At 72.2% G+C, this 18410-nt stretch carries 18 protein-coding genes, 1 tRNA gene and 1 pseudogene; 9 read left to right on the top strand and 11 right to left on the bottom strand.

Annotated elements, in window-relative coordinates:
- Window positions 1–62: 62 nt before the first annotated feature.
- The gene (locus N8I86_RS36405; RefSeq protein WP_404830891.1) at window positions 63–2447 is read right to left on the bottom strand and encodes a GH92 family glycosyl hydrolase; all 2385 of its coding nucleotides are present in this window, start codon (window positions 2445–2447) and stop codon (window positions 63–65) included.
- Window positions 2448–2910: 463 nt separating this feature from the next.
- Between N8I86_RS36405 and N8I86_RS36400 the strand changes: the two genes are divergently transcribed.
- Window positions 2911–3516 carry a hypothetical protein gene (locus N8I86_RS36400; protein WP_263279819.1) on the top strand — a complete coding sequence of 202 codons (606 nt, stop codon included), beginning with the start codon at window positions 2911–2913 and terminating at the stop codon, window positions 3514–3516.
- 330 nt (window positions 3517–3846) lie between these two features.
- On the opposite strand, the gene N8I86_RS36395 is transcribed toward N8I86_RS36400, so the two are convergent.
- The 4 genes and pseudogenes from N8I86_RS36395 to N8I86_RS36375 all read right to left on the bottom strand — a co-directional run bounded on the left by N8I86_RS36395 (window position 3847) and on the right by N8I86_RS36375 (window position 5580).
- Entirely contained in the window at window positions 3847–4140 is a 294-nt protein-coding gene (locus N8I86_RS36395; protein ID WP_073898295.1) for a DUF1330 domain-containing protein, read from the bottom strand.
- Window positions 4141–4173: 33 nt separating this feature from the next.
- Window positions 4174–4350 (bottom strand): hypothetical protein, encoded by a 177-nt coding sequence (locus N8I86_RS36390; protein ID WP_263279818.1) that lies wholly within the window; start codon window positions 4348–4350, stop codon window positions 4174–4176.
- A 79-nt stretch (window positions 4351–4429) separates the two neighbouring features.
- Window positions 4430–4820 (bottom strand): annotated as a pseudogene (locus N8I86_RS39140) (MarR family winged helix-turn-helix transcriptional regulator).
- Window positions 4774–5580 carry an SDR family NAD(P)-dependent oxidoreductase gene (locus N8I86_RS36375; protein WP_263279816.1) on the bottom strand — a complete coding sequence of 269 codons (807 nt, stop codon included), beginning with the start codon at window positions 5578–5580 and terminating at the stop codon, window positions 4774–4776. Before N8I86_RS36375 ends, N8I86_RS39140 begins: the two are co-directional and overlap by 47 nt.
- A gap of 231 nt (window positions 5581–5811) precedes the next feature.
- On the opposite strand from N8I86_RS36375, the gene N8I86_RS36370 reads away from it, so the two are divergent.
- From N8I86_RS36370 to N8I86_RS36350, 5 genes are all read left to right on the top strand, one after another.
- Window positions 5812–6681 (top strand): PhzF family phenazine biosynthesis protein, encoded by an 870-nt coding sequence (locus tag N8I86_RS36370; RefSeq protein WP_263279815.1) that lies wholly within the window; start codon window positions 5812–5814, stop codon window positions 6679–6681.
- A 557-nt stretch (window positions 6682–7238) separates the two neighbouring features.
- Window positions 7239–8114 (top strand): L,D-transpeptidase, encoded by an 876-nt coding sequence (locus N8I86_RS36365; protein WP_404830890.1) that lies wholly within the window; start codon window positions 7239–7241, stop codon window positions 8112–8114.
- A 59-nt stretch (window positions 8115–8173) separates the two neighbouring features.
- Entirely contained in the window at window positions 8174–8680 is a 507-nt protein-coding gene (locus N8I86_RS36360; protein ID WP_123441013.1) for a SigE family RNA polymerase sigma factor, read from the top strand.
- On the top strand, window positions 8673–9368 hold the full coding sequence (locus N8I86_RS36355; protein ID WP_263279813.1) for a hypothetical protein: 696 nt from the start codon (window positions 8673–8675) through the stop codon (window positions 9366–9368). The genes N8I86_RS36360 and N8I86_RS36355 overlap by 8 nt, the downstream gene beginning before the upstream one ends.
- Window positions 9369–9434: 66 nt before the next feature.
- Window positions 9435–9629 carry a hypothetical protein gene (locus N8I86_RS36350; protein WP_263279812.1) on the top strand — a complete coding sequence of 65 codons (195 nt, stop codon included), beginning with the start codon at window positions 9435–9437 and terminating at the stop codon, window positions 9627–9629.
- A gap of 58 nt (window positions 9630–9687) precedes the next feature.
- Here N8I86_RS36350 and N8I86_RS36345 read toward each other — a convergent pair whose 3' ends face one another.
- Complete coding sequence (locus N8I86_RS36345) at window positions 9688–11031, bottom strand: penicillin-binding transpeptidase domain-containing protein (RefSeq protein ID WP_263279811.1); 1344 nt, start codon at window positions 11029–11031, stop codon at window positions 9688–9690.
- 428 nt (window positions 11032–11459) lie between these two features.
- On the opposite strand from N8I86_RS36345, the gene N8I86_RS36340 reads away from it, so the two are divergent.
- A complete protein-coding gene (locus N8I86_RS36340) occupies window positions 11460–12086 on the top strand; it encodes a hypothetical protein (protein WP_263279810.1) in 627 nt (208 codons plus the stop codon).
- Between the two features lie 18 nt (window positions 12087–12104).
- Here N8I86_RS36340 and N8I86_RS36335 read toward each other — a convergent pair whose 3' ends face one another.
- Window positions 12105–13040: a LysR family transcriptional regulator gene (locus tag N8I86_RS36335; RefSeq protein ID WP_263279809.1), complete on the bottom strand. Its 936-nt coding sequence runs from the start codon at window positions 13038–13040 to the stop codon at window positions 12105–12107.
- A gap of 133 nt (window positions 13041–13173) precedes the next feature.
- On the opposite strand from N8I86_RS36335, the gene N8I86_RS36330 reads away from it, so the two are divergent.
- The gene (locus tag N8I86_RS36330) at window positions 13174–14478 is read left to right on the top strand and encodes an MFS transporter (protein ID WP_263279808.1); all 1305 of its coding nucleotides are present in this window, start codon (window positions 13174–13176) and stop codon (window positions 14476–14478) included.
- A 409-nt stretch (window positions 14479–14887) separates the two neighbouring features.
- On the opposite strand, the gene N8I86_RS36325 is transcribed toward N8I86_RS36330, so the two are convergent.
- Window positions 14888–15481, bottom strand: a complete 594-nt coding sequence (locus N8I86_RS36325) for a peroxiredoxin-like family protein (RefSeq protein ID WP_263279807.1) — start codon at window positions 15479–15481, stop codon at window positions 14888–14890.
- 71 nt (window positions 15482–15552) lie between these two features.
- Between N8I86_RS36325 and N8I86_RS36320 the strand changes: the two genes are divergently transcribed.
- The gene (locus tag N8I86_RS36320) at window positions 15553–16167 is read left to right on the top strand and encodes a TetR/AcrR family transcriptional regulator (protein WP_263279806.1); all 615 of its coding nucleotides are present in this window, start codon (window positions 15553–15555) and stop codon (window positions 16165–16167) included.
- Window positions 16168–16200: 33 nt separating this feature from the next.
- Here N8I86_RS36320 and N8I86_RS36315 read toward each other — a convergent pair whose 3' ends face one another.
- From N8I86_RS36315 to N8I86_RS36305, 3 genes are all read right to left on the bottom strand, one after another.
- Complete coding sequence (locus tag N8I86_RS36315) at window positions 16201–16980, bottom strand: class I SAM-dependent methyltransferase (protein ID WP_263279805.1); 780 nt, start codon at window positions 16978–16980, stop codon at window positions 16201–16203.
- Between the two features lie 64 nt (window positions 16981–17044).
- Window positions 17045–17968, bottom strand: a complete 924-nt coding sequence (locus tag N8I86_RS36310) for an SMP-30/gluconolactonase/LRE family protein (RefSeq protein ID WP_263279804.1) — start codon at window positions 17966–17968, stop codon at window positions 17045–17047.
- Window positions 17969–18229: 261 nt separating this feature from the next.
- Window positions 18230–18303, bottom strand: a tRNA-Met gene (locus tag N8I86_RS36305).
- Window positions 18304–18410: the final 107 nt, after the last annotated feature.

The following is an 18410-nucleotide window of genomic DNA, read 5'->3' as shown; positions in this document are numbered from 1 at the left end:
GCGGTGAGGAGCGCCGTGCCGGCCCCTCCTGGGGCGAGGGGCCGGCACGGCGTGGACCGGTGTCACTGCAGGGCGGGTGGTGCCGCTTCCGTGCCGGTGCCCCACGAGGAGGGCGTCGAGCCGACCTGGAAGGACAGTTCGCGCAGCCGGCGGAGGTTATCGGTGGTCAGGTACGTCTTGCCGTAGGCGCTGCCGTCCGTCCGCGCGGACTGGATGTAGCGCCGGGAGTCCGAGGTGCCCGGCGCGCGCACGGTGAGCCGGCCCTGCGGGTAGTAGCGGCGGTCGAGCGTGATGTCGACACGTGCGAAGACGGGCGTCGACAGGCCCCAGGTGTCGGTGCCGGGCTGCACCGGGAAGAGGCCGATGGACGACAGCACGTTCCAGGCCGACATGGTGCCCAGGTCGTCGTTGCCGGTCATACCGGTCGGCGCGTCCGTGAACAGGGTCAGTGCCGCGTGGACCACGTCGGTGGTCTTCCAGGGCTGTCCGGTGGAGAGGTAGGTGTAGGGGGCGATCAGGTCCGGTTCGTTCTGCGGGTTGTACTTGTCCGCGTTGTAGTAGTCGTACGGCCCGTTGACCCACACCTCACGGGCGGTCCTCGCGGGGTCGGTGACCAGCTTGTCGTAGGCGAAGAAGGAGTCGAGCCGCTGGTTGGCGGCGTCCTTGCCGCCGATCAGGTCGATCATGCCGGGCAGGTCCTGGGGCACCAGCCACTGGTACTGCCACGACGTGCCCTCGTGGAAGCCCTCGCTGCGGGCCGGGTCCGCCGGTCCGGTGAAGGCGCCCGAGGCGTCGCGCGCGCGGAAGAACCCGGTCGACCGGTCGTAGATCTTCCGGTAGTTGCGTGCCCGCTCGGTGTACCGCCGTGCGTCCGCGCGGTGTCCCAGGTCCTTGGCCATCCGGCCGAGCATGGCGTCGGACAGGGCGTACTCCAGGGTGGCCGAGGCGCCGTGGTCGTAGTCGGAGTCGCCGGGCTTGGCGTGCGGCCGGCCCTTGACGTAGGGAGCGAAACCGTCGGCGATGTACTCCTTGTTGGCCTCACGGCCGACGGGAGCGGAGTCGGCGGGCGGGACACCGTCGGCGTTCCGCTTGAGCGCGCGGTAGGCGTCCTCCTCGTGCCCCTTCAACAGCCCCTGCTGGTAGGCGTTGGTGAGGAAGGGGGTGACGGGGTCACCGGTCATGATGTTGGTCTCGACCGTGCCGTAGCCCCACTTGGGCAGCCAGCCGCTGTCCTTGTCGACACGGATCACGGACAGCGCCATGTCCCGTGCTTCACGCGGCGCCAGAAGGGACAGCAGCTGGGTCTGGGTCCGGTAGGTGTCCCAGAGGGACCAGTTCTGGTAGTAGGTGAAATTTTCGGCGCGGTGCACCTTCTGGTCCCAGCCGGTGTAGCGGCCGTCGACGTCGCTGCCGATGTTCGGTGCGAGGAACGAGCGGTACAGCGAGGAGTAGAACGTTCGCCGCAGGGTCGTGCTGCCGCCCTGGGCTCGGACGTCGTCGAGCCGGTCCTCCCACGCGTCCACCGCGGCCCGGCGGGCGTTGTCGAAGGAACGGCCGCCCTCGGCGCGGAGGTTGGCATCCGCCCCTCGCGCGTCGACGTACGACAGGGCGGTGGTCGCCTCGACGGTACGGTCCTTGGAGGTGTCGAAGCGTACGAAGGCGCCGTTGCGCTCGCCGTCCGCCTGCGACGTCTTCGAGCCGTCGGTGACGTCGGCGCCCTTCCAGGTGCCGGACGCGGTGAACGGCCGGTCGAACCGCGTGATCGTGTAGACCGTGTACGGCTTGGTGTCCTGGCAGAAGCCGCTGCCCGTGATGGCCGTCCGCACGGTCCGGTCGTCGAGGATCTCCACCTTGGTGCGGAGGGTCTTGTGCAGCGACTGACCGGCGTTGATGAGCACGTTGGCCTTGTCGGTGGCCGGGAACGTGTAGCGCTGCACGGCGGTGCGCTCGGTCGCGGTCAGCTCCGCCCTGACACCGCTGTCGAGGCCGACGCCGTAGTAGCCGGGCGCGGCCGTCTCGTCGTCGTGGCTGAATCCCGCGGCGTAGGTGGCGTTGTCCGTGCTGGTGACGTCGCCCGTGGTGGGCAGCACCGGGAGGTCGCCGCCCAGCCCGCAGCCGACCCCGGACAGGTGGACCATGGAGAATCCGCGTATGTGGTCCTGCGAGTAGTCGTAGCCGGTGTTGTGCCCGGTGTCGGGGGAGAACTGGACCATGCCGAACGGTACGGCCGCGCCGGGATAGGTGTTCCCCTCGTTCTCCGTGCCGATGAAGGGGTTGACCAGATCGGTCAGCCGGTCCGCGCCGCGCGTCCCGCCGACCGCGGCATGCGCTGCCCGCGTGGTGAGCCCGGTGCCCGGCAGTCCGGTGCACAGTCCCGCGCCCAGCAGAGCGGCCACCGCCAACGCGCTCAGGGAGCGCGGTCGGTGACGGCTGATGCGTTGTTTCATCATGCGCCTTTCGACAACGTTGTCAGGGCCGCGGGCCATTCTTCGTGAGCGGTATTGGGGCGTCAAGGTGGCGTGCGGAGGGGGTTGTTGGGGAATCCTGAGGTGTCCGAGGGATCGGACGCATCCGGGAGTTCCTGCCGATCGGGCGACGGGAGACGGTTGGTGGGCGGCTGGTCGGTCGGTGGACTGGTCGGTCGGCCGGTCGGCGACAGCCAGTCCCGCCGGGGTTCGGCGGCGCCGTGTCGATGACGGGTGCCGAGGGGGCACAGCCGACGGCACCGTGTCGATAGCGGACAGCGATGGGGCACAGTCGGAGGCACCGTGTCGATCGCGGGTGCCGATGGGGCACAGTGGGAGAGTCACTCCCACGTCCCGTCGCCCGACGGCCCCGCACCACGCCCCCAGGCCCCACCTGGCCGAAGCCGGCCACTGTCGATGCCAGCACTGGAGCAGGAGGACACCGATGCGTCTCTACGCCCAGACCCCGCCCCGCCGGATCCGTCAGGTGTTCGCGGACCTGATCGCCGTGGCCCTGATCGCGGCCTCGGTCTGGTTCGCGCTGACCGTCCGCGACGCGATCATGTCGCTGGCCGAGCCCGGCCGGAAGGCACAGAGCGCGGGTGACGACCTCGCGACGGGCCTCAACAACGCCGCCGACAGCGCCTCCGGAGTACCGCTGATCGGGGGCGCTCTGAAGAAGCCTCTCCAGGCCGCGGCGAGCGCCGGCGACGGTCTCTCCGACGCCGGCCGGTCACTGCAGGACGTCGTGGGCCAGGTCGCCGACCTGACCGCCCTCGCGTTGATCGTCCTTCCCGTCGCCTTCGTCCTGGTGCTCTGGCTCCCACCGCGGCTGCTCTGGATCCGGCGCAGCGCCACCACCCGGCGGCTCCTGGACGCACCCGGGGGTGCCGACCTGCTGGCCCTGCGGGCCCTCACCGGGCCGCTCCGCGATCTCGCCCGGGTCCCCGTCCCGCCGGGTGGCCTGGCCGACGCCTGGCGCCGCGGAGACCGGCAGGCGATCGCCGACCTCTCCGAAGTCGCCCTGGCGCGGGCGGGGTTGCGGGCTTGACGGCCGGAAGGGGGCGGGCGGGGCGGTAGGGGCGGGGGCGCCCCGGCCGAGCGGGCTTTCCTGCCCATTGGGGGCGGACGCACGCCTCCGCCCCGGCCGGTCCTCCCCCTCCCCCACCGGCCTGATCCATTGCCGCCGGGTGCCTGGAGCCTGCCGTCCGGATCATTCCCCGCTCGGGTCGGCCGACAAGCCCTTTTGGGCCAGGCCGGCCTGATGGCGTCTCCGGACGGTGCTGCGCGGCTCGCCCTGCCGATCCTGCTCTGAACTGGCGTCGCGTGCTTCGCCTGCCGCCCGAGGAGAGCCTTCAGTGAAGATCCGACCGGACCTCGGTCAGTCGATGCCTTCGACGATGCGGAAGTCGCGCTCAACGCCGTCGGAAAGGGCGACCAACGCCTCCTGGTAGGCCGCACTCTCGTACGCCGCGACGGCCTGCTCGAAGCTGTCGAACTCGACCAGGACGGTGCGCTCGGCGATTCCGGCGCCATGCGCCACGACCCGACCGCCACGGACGAGGGTCCGGCCGCCCCCGGCCTTGACGGCCGCAGCGGCCAGCTTGCCGTAAGCAGCCAGTTTCTCAGGGTCCGAAATGGTGCGGTAGGCGCTGATCCAGTAGCCCTTGGGCATGGGACCTCCAGTGTGGGGATGAGTGCGTCTGGCTTACGAGGTGGTCTCGGACGAGCGTCTGTCCGGGGTGAGGATAAGGCCGCCGATGGCGCTGCCCAGGGAGTATTTGACGCTGCGGACGACGTAGTTGAAGCTCATGGCGCTCGACGTCTCGCTGCTGAGCGGCGTCCCGAGGCTGGCGACCGCCGCGACGACCAGAGCGGTGAACATCAGGGCGGGGCCAGCAGCCGCGCCTCGGAACGCGCCACCGGGAACGCCCCCACCGCGGCCCCGCCGACCGGCTGCGCGGTCACCGCTTCGGCCCTTCGCGGTCCTGGCTTTCGAGCTCTGCAAGATGCTTCAGCGCCGGAAGGGCCGCCACCAGCGCCTCGACCTCGCCGCCGGTGAGCTCGCCGGTCAACCGCTCGAACGCGAGAACGCCCGCCTGGTGCCGCGTCCGGGACATAGGAGGCGCCGGCCTCGGTCAGGCACCCCAGCGTGACCCGCTTGTCGGACGCGTCGCCCCGCCGCTCGACCAGGCCGTTCGCCTCCATCACCCGGACCAGGGCGGTCATCGCGGGCTGGGTGACGCCCTCGACCGCGGCCAGATCGGTGATGCGCCGCGGGCCGGTCCGGTCCAGGAGGAGAAATGGCCTAGCCGCGTGGGCTGATCCGGTGGTCGAATCCGAGGGTTCCGGGATCGAGGGCCGTCGTACCGCCGTCGACGGTGAGGACCGAGCCGTTCACGTACGACGCCGCCGGCGACAGCAACCAGTCGATCACCTCGGCGACTTCGCCCGGCTCGCCCGGCCGGCCCATGGGCAGGAACGCGGTCGCCGCGTCGTAGGCGGCGTCCACACCGCCGTCGAGGCTCGCTTCCTGCGCGAAGCGCGTCATGCGCCGGTCGGCCATCTCGGTGCGCACCCAGCCTGGGCACACGATGTTGGCCCGCACGCCCTGACGCCCGTAGTCGACGGCGACGGAGCGGCAGAGCTGGAGCAGGGCCGCCTTCGAGGTGGCGTACGGGGCGTTGCTCGTGCCGTTGCGCAGCGCGGACACCGAAGCGACGGCGACCACGGCCCCGCGCGCCGCCACCAGGTGCGGGAGCGCCGCGCGCAGGAGCATCAGCGGGCCCGTGACGTTGGTCCGCATCACCTCGTCCCAGTCCTTGAGGGACAGGTCCCCCACGGCTCCGCCGCGCCCGATGCCCGCGTTGAGCACCAGCCCGTCGAGTCGCCCGTGGGCGGCCAGGGCCGCCTGGACGAGACCATCGGCCGCCGCGGGGTCCCCCACGTCGGACGGATGGGCCAGAACCCCGGTCTCGGCTTCGAGGCGTCGCAGGGGCTCGACGCGCCGGCCGGACACGACGACGTGGTGGCCGCCCTCGCTCAGCAGCCGGGCCGTCGCCTCCCCGATACCCGAACCCCCACCCGTCACGATGACCACTCGTTTGTCCGTCACTGCTGTTCAGCGCCCTCCTCCGGGATCATGAAGCACGACCGAGCCTAGGTCCCGGCGATCCGTCGCGGACGACTTTGAGACAGGTGGACGACGCGGGCGACGCGGCTCAGGTGGGGGAAGGCCTGCCGGCCGGTGGCTCCGCCGGACGCCCGGGCGGAGGCCGCCGCACCCCTCGCCCGATCTCGTCGGCAGGCCGGGAATTTCGGGGTCACGCCCCGCGTTGCCGCGATCATGACGTCGCCGCTGCCCGAAGTTCTGCGCTACACCGCCTTCTCCAGCAACCCCGAGGGGGGCAACCCCGCGGGGGTTGTCCTGGACGCCGCCGGTCTGGACGACGATGCCATGCTGGCCATCGCCGCCGACCTCGGTTACTCCGAGTCGGCGTTCCTGACCGTCCCGCCGGAAGGCGTCGAGGGGCGAACGGAACGGGCCTACGCCATCCGCTACTTCAGCCCCAAGGCCGAGGTGTCGTTCTGCGGGCACGCCACCATCGCGACCGCCATCGCGCTCGCCGAGCGGACCGGCCCCGGAGAGCTGGTGTTCGCGACGCCCGCGGGCACGGTGCCGGTCGAGGTGGCCGCGGAGGGCGGCACGCTGCGAGCCACGCTCACCAGCGTCGCGCCGCACATCGAGGAGGTCTCCGACGCCGATGTCACCGAGGCACTGGCGGCCCTCGGCTGGCGGCGGAGCGAACTCGACCCGGCCTTCCCACCCCGGATCGCCTTCGCCGGCGCCCGCCACCTGGTCCTCGCGGCGGCCACCCGCGCCCGCCTGGCCGACCTCGCCTACGACTTCGCGCGCCTCGAGACGCTCATGCACCGCCTCGACCTGACCACGGTCCAGTTGGTGTGGCGGGAGTCGGACACGGTCTTCCACGTCCGTGACCCCTTCCCGGTCGGCGGCGTCGTCGAGGATCCGGCGACCGGCGCCGCTGCCGCCGCGTTCGGTGCGTACGCCCGCGAACTCGGTCTGGTTCCCGAGCAGTCCGTCCTCACCCTGCGCCAGGGTGAGGACATGGGCCGCCCGGGCGAGCTCACGGTGACGCTCCGCGCGGGAGACCCCCGCGTCCGAGTGAGTGGAGCCGGGACCCCCATCGGCTGAACGGGGTCCGCATCAACTGAACGGGGCTCGGCGCCGACGCGCTCGCGCCGGCACAGCCGTCCGAGTACGCGCCCGTGACGATTCGGGTCGAGCGGCGACCGGGTCCGCCGCCGCGGGGGCCCGCGTCGGCCGCAAGGGCCGTGCTCCGTCCGGCCCTTGCGGCCGTCCCGACGCACGCGCGGTTCGGACGTCGGTCGGCGTCACCGCTCGGGTCGGCGCCGTGCCGGCCGTGCACTCCGGCCGGCCCCGGCGGCGCCCGCGCGGTCCCCCAACCGCAACCGCAACCGCAACCGCAACCGCAACCGCAACCGCAACCGCAAGGACGACGCGCTGCACCGCGCCGATGCTCCTCGTTCCCGAAGAAGTTTCGATCCGATGCAACCCGGCCCCGGGCCCGTGCGTATACGAGGCGACACCGCACCTCACACGGGGGAACACTCATGCATCTGGACCGTTCGGCCGGTCGGACCGCCGGCCGCCTCGGCGCCGCTGTCACCGCCTGCGTCGCTCTGCTCTCGGCCGTCGGCTGCTCGACCGACGCGGGGACCGGCGTCCGTGTGGCCGATGACGCACCACGCACCCATGACTCCACGGCGGCCCCCGCCCAGACTCATGGCAGAACCGCCCATGCACGCCCCGCTCCGTCCACGCCGGAGCCCGCGGTACTGGCGCGGGCGACGGTGAACATGTCCGACGGGCAGACGGTCGGTGTGGGCATGCCGATATCCGTCACCTTTCCGCAGCCGGTTCCCCTCGCCGACCGCAAGGCCGTCGAGGACTGGCTGCGTGTGCGGACCTCGTCCGGTGCCACTGGCGCCTGGAGCTGGGTGAAGGGACACAACCTCTGGGACGGTCAGCGTGTCGACTTCCGCCCGAGCACCACCTACTGGGCGCCCGGCACCGAGATCACGCTCCGTCTGGGCTCGCACGGCGTCCGCCACTTCACGATCGGCCGTTCACTGGTCGCCACGGTCGACGCCGAGACGCACCAGATGACCGTCGTCACCGGGGGGAGGACGCAGCGCATCCCCGTCACCACCGGGGCGCCGGGTACGGACACCTGGAACGGAACCATGGTCGTCATGGACAAGCAGCCCAAGGTGCTCATGGACTCGCGGACCGTCGGCCTCGGTGACGAGTACCGCGGTGACTACTACTGGGCGGTGCACCTGACGACGTCGGGGACGTACGTGCACCAGAACCCGAGGGCGGACACCGAGGCCGGCCACCGTAATGTCACCCATGGCTGTGTCGGCCTCGCCACCGACGGCACCGCCAAGCGCTTCTACGACCAGGTGCGGATCGGTGACGTCGTTAAGGTCGTCGGGGCGAAGAAGGACCGCGTCGCCGCCGGCAACGGCTACGGCGACTGGAACCTGACCTGGAAGCAGTGGCTCGCGCACAGTGCCGCCGGCGCCACGACGACCGCGTGATCCCCACCGCACCGGCCCACCAGACGCGCCCCGCGCCGTGATGAAGAGAGCAAGAGAAGGTGACCGAGGACGAGTTCGACCTCTTCTACACGGCTGCCTGCCCGCGTCTTGTCGGCCAGTTGTACGCCTTGACGGGCGACTACGCCGAGGCCCAGGACGTGGTGCAGGAGGCGTTCGCTCGCGCCTGGGAGCGGCGTTCGTCCGTCCTCACCGGCGACCAGTCCCCGGAGGCGTGGATCCGCACGGTGGCGCACCGTCTGGCGATGAGCCGCTGGCGGCGCGCGCGCCACTGGTGGGACCTGGTCCGCGGCGAGTCGCCGCCGCGGTCGGTGCCCGAACCGAGCCCGGACCACGTGGCGTTGGTCGCCGCTCTGCGCCGCCTGCCGGAGGTCCAGCGGACCGCGATCGTGCTGCACCACCTGTGCGATCTGAGCGTGGAGCAGATAGCCACGGAGACCGGTGCGGCCGTAGGCACCGTCAAGGCACGCCTGTCACGCGGCCGTACGGCGCTCGCCGCTCACCTGGTGAGCGAGGAAACCCACTCCACGGAGGAAGCCCGTGTCTGACCGGACGCCACCGCAGCCCCTGACCGAGACGGAGTTGTCGGCCCGGCTCCGTGGCCTGGCCGCGCACGGCGCGGCACCGGCCACCGGGTCCCAGGCGAGGAGCCGGGCGCAGCGCCGCCGGCGCAACAGGCGCGCGGTGCTGTCCACGGGCGGGATCGCCGCGATGGCCGTGGCGGCCGTCGCGGCGGTCACCTCGGGCGGCCTCGACTCCCCCACCCGACCGGCCGTGCCTCCGCCCGCCCCTTCCCCGGCGCCCGTCCAGCGGGTGATGGTCGACCTGGACGCCCACACGCTGAGTATCGACGGGAGGGTGTTCACCATCGCCGCGCCGGCGAGCTTCTGCTCGATCGGCGAGACTACGGTCACGGTCACCGCCAAGTACGCCGGCGTGCACCTCCAGCCCAGCAAGCAGCACGTGGGCCGCCCGGGGCCCAGGAAGTGGGCGGTCACCTTCACCGACCGCAGTCACCACCAGCGGCTGCTGTTGTTCGCGATGGAGAAGTCCGATCTCCCCTACCTCGGCCAGGACCACATCCTCGGCGCCATCGCCCTCGCTCCGGCGGACGGGAAGCGGGTGTACGACGCCGTGCGGCCCGGCGCCCGGGTGGAGATCAAGGGCCGGCACGCCGCGAGCAAGGGCTCGGACTCGGCGTGCATCGACCGTCAGCCGATCACCCCTGGCCACTGATGTCGAACCTTCGACGCACCGCACACGCGGTGCACGCGACCCTGATCCCCGAGGAGAGGAAGTCCCGTGGCCCGCACCGGTATCGAGGCGGCTCTGAACGATCTGCTGTTCGACCGCGCACTCACCCTCCAGGAGGGGGTTGATCGCCACGTCACCCCGGAGTACCGCCGGCACGCCTACGGCCGGTTCAGCCGCATCGAGGAGACCACCCTGATGCTCCAGGGCTCCGGCTCGGACCGCGATCTCGGCAGCGCCCGCTGACCGCCTCCGGCGGGGGCCGTCGGACCCCGGCGGAGGAACACGTCGCGCTGAGCAGGGGTCAGGAAACGCTCGCGAGGATCTTCCGCGCCACCTCGGCCGCTGCGTGCCCCTCGTCGTCTCCACCCGACGTTGGGGCAGGCCCTTCGACGCGTACGGCGACGGCCGTGCGGCGTCCGCCGGGCGCCTCCGTCCAGCCGATGAACCATGAGCTGGCGGACTCCCCCCTGCCGCCGACCGTCCAACCCGCCTGTCCGCTCCGCCCGATGACCTCCCGCAGGGCGTCGGCCGTGCCCCGGGAGATCGCCCGCTTCGCGGAGCGGCCGTCCTGGGACTCGGGCCGGTGGGTGGAGCCGTCCGCATCCGTCACCAGTTTCACCAGCCGTGGGGGAACCAGCCGTCCGCCGTCGGCGACCGCGGCCACCACGCGCGCCATCGCCAGCGGAGTCGCCCGGACGTCTCCGGCGCCGATCCCCGTCAGAGCCACGCCGGCGGTCGACGTGCCGGCGGCTGGATAGCTGCTCTCGGCGACGGACAGGGGCACCTTGAGCGTGTCGTCGTTGAAACCGAACTTCTCCGCCACCGCACCGAGTCGGGTCAGGCCCAGGTCAGCGGCCATCTTGACGAAGACGTTGGCGCAGGAATGGCGCAGCGCCGTTCGGATCGAGGCGTTCTCGCACTGGGGCGATGTGCCGGTGACCCGTTTCGTGGACAGGGGGAGGACGAAGGTGCGCGGGCTGGCGGTGGCCTCGTCGACCGTCGTGTAGAGCTTCTGCTCCAGAGCCGCGGCCGCGACGACCACGCTGAAGGTGGCGCCCGGGGCATCGGGCTGTTTCAGGGCCCGGTTGAGCATCGGTGAACGGCTGTCGGTGGTGGCCGACTTCCACGCCCGAGCGTCCTTCGATCCCCGGCCGCTGAATCGCGCCGGGTCGTAGGACGGTGTACTCACGACGGCGAGGAGCTCCCCGGAGTCCGCGTCGAGCGCCACCGCGGCACCCTGCCGGTCGTCCAGCGCGTCGAACGCGGCCTCCTGCACGGCGGGTTCGATGGTCGTCGTGACGTCGCCCCGTGCGGAGCCGGACGCTCCGGCGCCCAGCGTGCGGTCGTACACTGCTTCGAGGCCGGAGTTGCCGTACACCATCGATCGGTAGCCGGTGACCGGCGCGTAGAGCGGGCCGTTCGTGTAGGTGCGCTGGTACGGGGCCTTGGCGAGGTGACTGGGCTGCGAACCGGTGACGGCCTTCCCGCCGACGATGATGTCACCGAGTCCGTGTTGCGAGCGGGGCGGAGTGACGCTTCTGCCGTTGGTGTCGGTGCTCGTGTCCTGGCTGCAGCCGGTCGTCACAGCCGCAATTGCGACGAGAGCCCCCGTGACGCGGAGCGCCACTCTCGTGGTCGTGTGCATGGGTGCATTTTAGAGAACACCGCCGAGAAGACGGGCAGTTGCTCACGAACGGTTCGTGGATCTCGTTTCCGTGTGCGCATCCGGACGGTGCGGGACGTGCGATCCGGACGGTGGCGGATGCGCGACTTCAGCCTCCGCCAGGGCGATCAGGACCACCTGGAAACGCGGGCTGGGACTTCGGCCGCCCGGCCTCCGGCCCAGTGGCACGGCCGAGATCGTCCGGCGCGGCCGTCGGCACGGCGCGGCTGCTCCACGTGCGGATGTCGCCCCCTATGGTGCGCGCGCACGGGCCGCTGACGGCTCCGGTTGAAGTCGTCGGCGGGCAGGCCGACAGTGGAGGGTATGAGCCGTCACCGGCGCCCGCCTCGCAAGGCCCCGTGGATCGCGGCCGGCGCGGCTGTGCTCGTGCTGGGGGGCGGCGTGGGTGTGTGGCTGGCAACCACGGACGGCGGTACGCCCCGTCCCAGCCCGTCGCCCTCGAAGGACATCTCCGTGCCGACGTCGACCCCGCGCCCGTCCCGAAGCCCCGCGCCGGAGACGTCGAGCAGCACACCGTCGGCGACACCGACCACCCCGGCGCCCCGTCCTACCCGGACGGCACCGAGCAGGCCGCCCCGGACGTCCCAGGCGCCGACCACCCCGCCGGCACACCGCCCCGCGCCGACCGCGCCCACCGTGTCCGCCCCCGCCCAGCCACCCACCCACCGGTCGACGCGGGTGACGCCGAACCCGGTCCGGCCGCCGGCGAGCACTCCCCGGTCACGCCCTCACGCCCCACGGCGACCACGGCCCCGCGGCCGTCGACGCGTCCGCATACGCCCGCTCCCACCGGCACTCCCACCCCCGCCCCGACCGCCACCGGGTCCGGTCCGACGACGACGTGGTTCACCTCGGCCGCCGCGATCGCCGCCGCGCAACGGATGGCAGCGGCCGGAACCGTCGGCGACCCCGCGTGTTCGATGGCCGCCGTGGGCCGGCCGGATCCGAGCCTCGTCCCCCAGGGCGGCCGTATCGGCATCGGGAGCTACGGCGGCTACTGGTGCCTGATCTGGTGAGCGGCCGGACCGCGCGGGTCAGTGCTGAAGCACCCAGCCCGGCGTCCAGGTGCCCGCCGTGTCGTGGCCGGCGGCCGCGGCCGCCAGGTAGGTCCGGAGGGTGGCCAGTGCCGGGTGGGGGTTGTCGCGGTGCCAGACGAGCGAGTGCGGGTAGACGGGCTGCGGGTCGGTCACCGGGATACGGCGCAGACCATGGGCGGCGGGCCAGACGTGACGGGTGTGCTCCCCCATGAAGGTGGCCAGCGCAGGGGTGTCGGCGATGGTGTCGAGGAGGGCGTCGGAGCCGAAGTTGGGGCCGGTCGCCTCGATCGTGAGGCCGAACTCGGCGACGAGGTCGTCGTAGTACGCGGCCCATTCGGAACCGGGGACGATGCCGGGCATCCAGATCCGGTGCCCGACGAGCTGAGCGACGGTCACCGAACGCGCGCCCGCCAGCGCGTGGGCGGGGCCGGTGAGGAGCTGGAGCGGCTCGTCGAGCACCCGGACGGACTCGATGTCCTCCGGGAAGGGCCGGCCGGGCATGGCGACCGCGCGGAAGGACGCGTCGATCGTGCCGGACCGGATGGCGGCGACGGCCGTCTCGATGTCGAGCAGCATCAGCACGTCGAGGTCGATCTCGGGGTGTGCCTCGTGGAAGCCGCGCATCAGGCCCGACGCCGCGCCACGTGAGGCGATCACGTCGACGCGCAGGGGACGGCGCCCGGTGTGCACGGACGCGACCGCGCGCTCGGCGACACGCAGCAGCTCGCGCGCGTGGGGCAGGAAGGCCTGCCCGTCGATCGTGAGCTCGGCCCCGCGTGGCGTGCGGGTGAACAGTCGTACGCCGAGGGTGCGCTCCAGCGCGGCGATGCGCTTGGACACCGCCTGCTGGGTGACCGCCAGCTGGGCGGCGGCCTCCTGGAAACGCCCCGCGTCGGCGGCGGCGACGAAGGTCCGGACGGTGTCGAGGTCCATGACCGCACCCTACGGCCACAACCACGGGTTGTGCGTAGCGCCTCGGTCGTTGTTTGACCCCTGGACACAGCGCTCGCTTTGATGATTCCGATCGCGATTCGGTTGTTCGGGTGAACGGTGTGTGGGGGCAGGCGTGCGGAGCGGGCACCGGCTGGGACGGCTTCGCGGCCGGCGACTGGGGCGGCCCTTCGGGTGGCTCTGGGCCGCCTACGGGACCAGCGCGCTGGGCACCTGGCTCGCCTTCGGCGCGTTCCCGCTGATCGCCGTCCAGGTGCTGCGGTGCGGACCGGCGGCGGTCGCCGCGCTCTCCTCCGTGGGGGCGGCGGTCGGCGCGGCCGTGGCGGTGCCGCTGGGGCCGTGGGTGGAGTTCCGCCGCAAGCGGCAGGTGCTGATCGCGATGGACCTGGTGCGGTGCGTGGCGCTGCTGACGATCCCGGCCGCGTTCACGCTCGGCGCGCTCACCTTCGTTCAGCTCGTGCTCGTCTCGGTCGTCGTCGCGGCGGCGGACATCACCTTCCGCGCGGCCTCCGGCGCGTACCTGAAAGCGCTGCTGCCGGGCGAGGATCTCCTCGTCGCGAACGCCCGGTTCGAGTCCACGTCCTGGACGACCACGATCGTCGGGCCGCCACTGGGAGGCGTGGCGATCGGGCTCCTCGGTCCGCTGGCGACGGTGGTGGCCGATGCGGTCAGCTACCTGCTGTCCGCTCTGGGCCTCCGTGCGATGGGCGGGGCGATGGGTGGGGCGATGGATGGTGCGACGGACGGGCAGGAACCGCGGCCCGAGCGCCGGAGGACCGCGCGCCTGCGCCCCGGGGACCTGCTCGACGGCTGGCGGTACGTCCTCGCCGACGTGCCGCTGCGGTCGCTGTTCTTCAACACCGCCCTGTTCAACGGCCTGGTGATGGCCACCCAGCCGCTGCTGGCCGTCCTCATGCTCGGCCGGCTCGGGTTCTCCCCGTGGCAGTACGGCCTCGCCTTCGCCGCACCGTCGATCGGCGGGCTCCTCGGTTCACGGCTGGCCCGGCCGCTCGTCACCCGGTTCGGACAGCACCAGGTCCTGGTCGCGACCGGGGCGCTGCGCGCGCTCTGGCCCGTGGGCCTGGCCTTCCTCGGACCGGGCACCGGAGGGCTGCTGCTGGTGATGGGCGTCGAGTTCGGGCTCATCTTCTGCTGCGGCGTCTTCAACCCCGTCTACACCACCTTCCGCCTGGAGCACACCGCGACCGACCGGGTCACCCGCACCCTGACCGCCTGGGCGGTGTCGACGAAGGCCGCGACCGCCCTCCTGACGGCTCTCTGGGGTGTGCTGGGCAGCCTGCTCGGCCCGCGTACGGCCATCGGACTGGCCGGTGTGTTCCTGCTGACGACCCCGCTCCTGCTCCCCCGCCGGCCGGCGGCACGAGTCCCGGAGCCGGAGCCGGCCCCGAACCGCGCCTGACGGCCGCCGGGCGGCACCGGGGGCATACGGAGCCTGAGCCCCCGACCGCTCTCCGTGATCGGCGGCTCAGGCGTTGTTCACGCCGTCGGCAGCAGCGGGCCGGAGGCCTCCGGCTCGGCGGCGCCGCCTTCCTCGCCGGACCGGAGTCGCAGTTCGGGGGGGCGGCGGAAGCCCGAGGAGCAGGTACCGCACGGCCGAGTGGCGGGTTCCCGCGCGCCACTGGCGCACGGCGTAGGCGATCACGCAGACGTTGACGAGCGTGAAGCCGAGGAACGCCCCGAAGTTGATGAAGGAGGTGGCGTCGGCCAGCGAGAGGTTCCCCCGCCTGCATCCTCGGCAGCGCCGGCGACCGGTGCGACTGACACGACCGACCCGGTACGACCGCGGAGGGCGTTGCCCGGTGTGGCTCTTAGGTCGGCTCCCGGTCGCTCCTCGGCGCGCCGGCCGCCAGCTTCAGGAGCTCATCGACCGACCACTGGTCGTAGGCGTGCTCGCCGTACTTGGCGGCGAGCACGCGGCCGTCGGGCGCGACGAGGAAGTCGCCGGGCAGGCCGAGCCGGCCGCCGTGCGGGCGGGTGACGGGCAGCCTCTCGCGGCCGCGGACGACGTTCCAGGTACCGCTGAGGACGGCCCACACGATGGGCCCCCAGACACGCGGGTCGAGCAGGGCGCGGGACGAGCGTTCCACACCGAACTCGACGTACAGCCGCCGGTCCGGGTCGGCTGTTACGGCGAACGGCAGGGCCTCCACATGCGGCGCCAGTTCCTCGGCCGGCGAGTGGAACAGCACGACTTCTCGCACACCGGCGGCTTCGATCTCCTCGTGCCGCCGCACCACGGTCCGCAGGTGCAGATTGCAGACCGGACAGCCGGCGAAGCGACGGAACTGCAGGTGGACCAGCCGGTCGGGATCGGGAAGGGTGATCCGCTCCCCGGAGACGGTGGACAGGTGGCGTGGGTCGACGGTGGATCCGGGCTCCACCGGGCCGCGTGTCGGGCGCATGCTTCCCCCTTTTTTAGGCGTACGGCCTACACTTACGAGTGTTAGGCGTATGTCGTACGCTGTCAACCGCCATGCCACGTCCTCGTTCGCTCACCCCGGAACAGCTCGCTTCGGCCGCCCTCGCCGTCATCGACCGCGACGGGCTGGCCGCGTTGTCCATGCGTGCCGTCGCCAAGGAACTCGGCATGAGCACCATGGCGCTCTACCGGTACGTGGCGGACCGCGGGGAACTCGAACTGCTCGTCGTCGAGCGGGTCCTGAACGACGTGGACACCGGGATGCCGGATCCGGCAGCGTCATGGCGCGAGCAGGTCTCGGTCATGGCACGGCGCCTGCGTGACACCGTGGGCGCCCACCCGGAGGTGGTTCCCCTCACGGTCGCCCACCGGCATCACTCCCTAGGGGTACTGCGCTGGTCGGAGACCGTGCTGGCCGTCCTCACCGCGGCCGGACTCGAAGGGGAGCGGCGAGTCGTCGCCCTGCGCGGTCTCCTCAGTTACGTCATCGGAGCCATCCAGCTGGAGCACCTCGGCCCCCTGGCCGGTCCCGGCACGACAGCCATCACCCGACTCTCCCCCACCGACTTCCCGCTCATGACCCGGACCGCCCGGGACGCCCGTGACGTCGGCCCCGACCAGGAGTTCCTGGGTGGCCTCACCATGCTGCTCGACGGCCTGGAGCCGTAGGACTCCGGCGGGTTCCGGGCCGCCGCTTGACGGTCACAGTCGCCGTACGCGCAGCACACCGGTCCGCATCGGGAGAGTGAACTCGCCGCGGGCGGTCTCCGGTCGGGTCGCTAGGAAGGCGTGGATCCGGGCCAGCGTGGCGTCCCGCTCCGGTTCCGGCATGACCAGCATCCCCGCGCGAGTCGCCAGGGTCGCGACCAGGGAATCAGCTGTACGGCGTTGACCGTGCGGGAACTCGGCCTGCCTCGGCCACCCGAATCGGGCGGCCGCGCCATCCCCGGGAAGGTGCATGGCGGCCGTCTCGGCGCGCCAGGCCGCGGGCGTGTCACGGGAGCCGACAGCCGCGTCCCCGCCGACCCGTGCCAACGCGGCCACCCACTCGACCTGGTCGTCCATGAGGTTCCACAGGCCGGCCAGGACGCCGTCGGGTGCGAGGACCCGGGCGATCTCCGGTCCCGCGGTGGCCATGTCGAACCAGTGCATCGCGTTGCCGGCCAGCACCGCGTCCACCGAGGCGTCCGGCAGCGGGATCGCCTCGGCACTCCCGGGCAGGGCGCGAACACCGGGCAGTGAGCGGCGCAGTTCGGTCCGCATCCCCGTATCGGGCTCGACGGCGATGACCTCGGCGCCCAGGACGACCAGCGTGGCGGTCAGCTTGCCGGTGCCGGCACCGAGGTCGAGGACGCGTGGGCCGGGCGCGGGTTCGAGTGCCCAGCGCACCGCGGCCCGCGCGTAGTCAGGTCGGTGCGCGGCGTACGCGTCCGCCACCGCACCGAACGACGAGGCGTGCAGCTGCCGTTCATCCTGATCCACGGGGTGACGCTAGCGGGGTGGCCGCCGGTCGGCCACCCCGCCCGGCCCCGTCGACGCGCGGGGGTCACCTGCGCGGTGCGGGGAACGCGATGCCGGTGGGGGTGTTGAGGCCGGTGAGGGGAACGGTGGTCTGCCGACCGCCGCTCTCCTGGAATCTCACGACGCGATGGTGCGAACCGTCGGCCACGTAGAGGTTCTTGTGGCCGTCGACGGCGAGGCCCAGCGGACCCAGCAGACCGGTGACGGGCACCGTGGTCTGCGATCCGCCGCGCCCGGCCACCTTCACCACGCGGTCGTTGCCACTGTCGGAGATGTAGAGGTCGCCCGCGGAGTTCAGGGCCAGTCCGGTCGGCTGGGAGAGGCCCACCGTGGGCACGGTGGTCTGACCGCTTCCGTCCACCGCCACCTTGACCACGCGGTTGTTGATGAAGTCCGAGACGTACAGGCTGCCGCCGGCGAGTGCGAGACCCCAGGGGTGCAGCAGGCCGGTGGTGGGGACGATGCTGCGCCGCCCGTCCGGGGTCACCCTCACGACGCGGTTGTCGAAGCTGTCGGCGATGAACAGGTTGCCGCCCCGGTCGACCGCGAGGCCCAGGGGGCGCGAGAGGTCGCCCGTGGGCACCGTGGACTGCGTGCCGTCCGCGGCCAGCTTCACGACCCGGTTGTTGCCCGTGTCGGAGACGTAGAGGTCGCACGCGGCGTCCCATGCCAGACCGGTCGGACGTACCACGCCGTCGAGCGGAACGGTCGCCTGTTCGTCTCCCGCGGCCGGCAGCGTGACCACGCGGTTGTTGCCGTAGTCGGACACGAACAGTGCTTCCTCGCCCGGCGCGCGCGTGTGGCCCTGCACGGCGCCGGCGGAGGGGATCGACAGAGCACAGGCCATGAGGAGGCTCGCGGCGCCCGCCAGTCGCCCGGTCCATCGGCGCGTGCGGTCGGCTCCGGGCAGAGCCGTGTCCGTTCGTGACGTCGCGGTGGTGTGCTCCACGATTCACCCCTCTGTCATCGACAGCCGGCGTGCTGCCGAACGTCTCTCGCCGACCTCGGGAAGCGGCTTCTCGCCGACCTTAGGAAGCGATGCGAGGGGGTGCGGGAACCACGCCACCGTCCGGTGTGCTGATCACTCCAATGCCCGCGGCCGATCGTGCTCGGACGGGGGGAGGCTGCCGAATCAGGCGGCGGCCGGGCTGCCGGCGTCGCCCGAGAAAACACGAAGGGCCCGGCCTGATCGGCCGAGCCCTTCGATTCGTAGCGGGGACAGGATTTGAACCTGCGACCTCTGGGTTATGAGCCCAGCGAGCTACCGAGCTGCTCCACCCCGCGTCGGTACCTCCACTCTACCCCCTCCAGGAGGGCCGCCCGACCAGCCTGCTCGGACGGCCCGGGGACCGGCATGGTCACGGCCACCGCGCTCTTCGTCAAGTCCCGAG

The organism is Streptomyces albidicamelliae (assembly GCF_025642175.1).
In the GTDB taxonomy this organism is placed as follows: Bacteria; Actinomycetota; Actinomycetes; order Streptomycetales; family Streptomycetaceae; genus Streptomyces; species Streptomyces albidocamelliae.
Note: the sequence above shows the minus strand (reverse complement) of the source record. Positions and strands in the feature narration are given on the sequence as shown.

Coding starts and splice junctions, on each gene's coding strand:
- N8I86_RS36405 (WP_404830891.1), bottom strand. CDS start 2,447: ATGAAACAACGCATCAGCCGTCACCGACCGCGCTCCCTGAGCGCGTTG.
- N8I86_RS36400 (WP_263279819.1), top strand. CDS start 2,911: ATGCGTCTCTACGCCCAGACCCCGCCCCGCCGGATCCGTCAGGTGTTC.
- N8I86_RS36395 (WP_073898295.1), bottom strand. CDS start 4,140: ATGCCCAAGGGCTACTGGATCAGCGCCTACCGCACCATTTCGGACCCT.
- N8I86_RS36390 (WP_263279818.1), bottom strand. CDS start 4,350: ATGTTCACCGCTCTGGTCGTCGCGGCGGTCGCCAGCCTCGGGACGCCG.
- N8I86_RS36370 (WP_263279815.1), top strand. CDS start 5,812: ATGACGTCGCCGCTGCCCGAAGTTCTGCGCTACACCGCCTTCTCCAGC.
- N8I86_RS36345 (WP_263279811.1), bottom strand. CDS start 11,031: ATGCACACGACCACGAGAGTGGCGCTCCGCGTCACGGGGGCTCTCGTC.
- N8I86_RS36335 (WP_263279809.1), bottom strand. CDS start 13,040: ATGGACCTCGACACCGTCCGGACCTTCGTCGCCGCCGCCGACGCGGGG.
- N8I86_RS36325 (WP_263279807.1), bottom strand. CDS start 15,481: ATGCGCCCGACACGCGGCCCGGTGGAGCCCGGATCCACCGTCGACCCA.
- N8I86_RS36320 (WP_263279806.1), top strand. CDS start 15,553: ATGCCACGTCCTCGTTCGCTCACCCCGGAACAGCTCGCTTCGGCCGCC.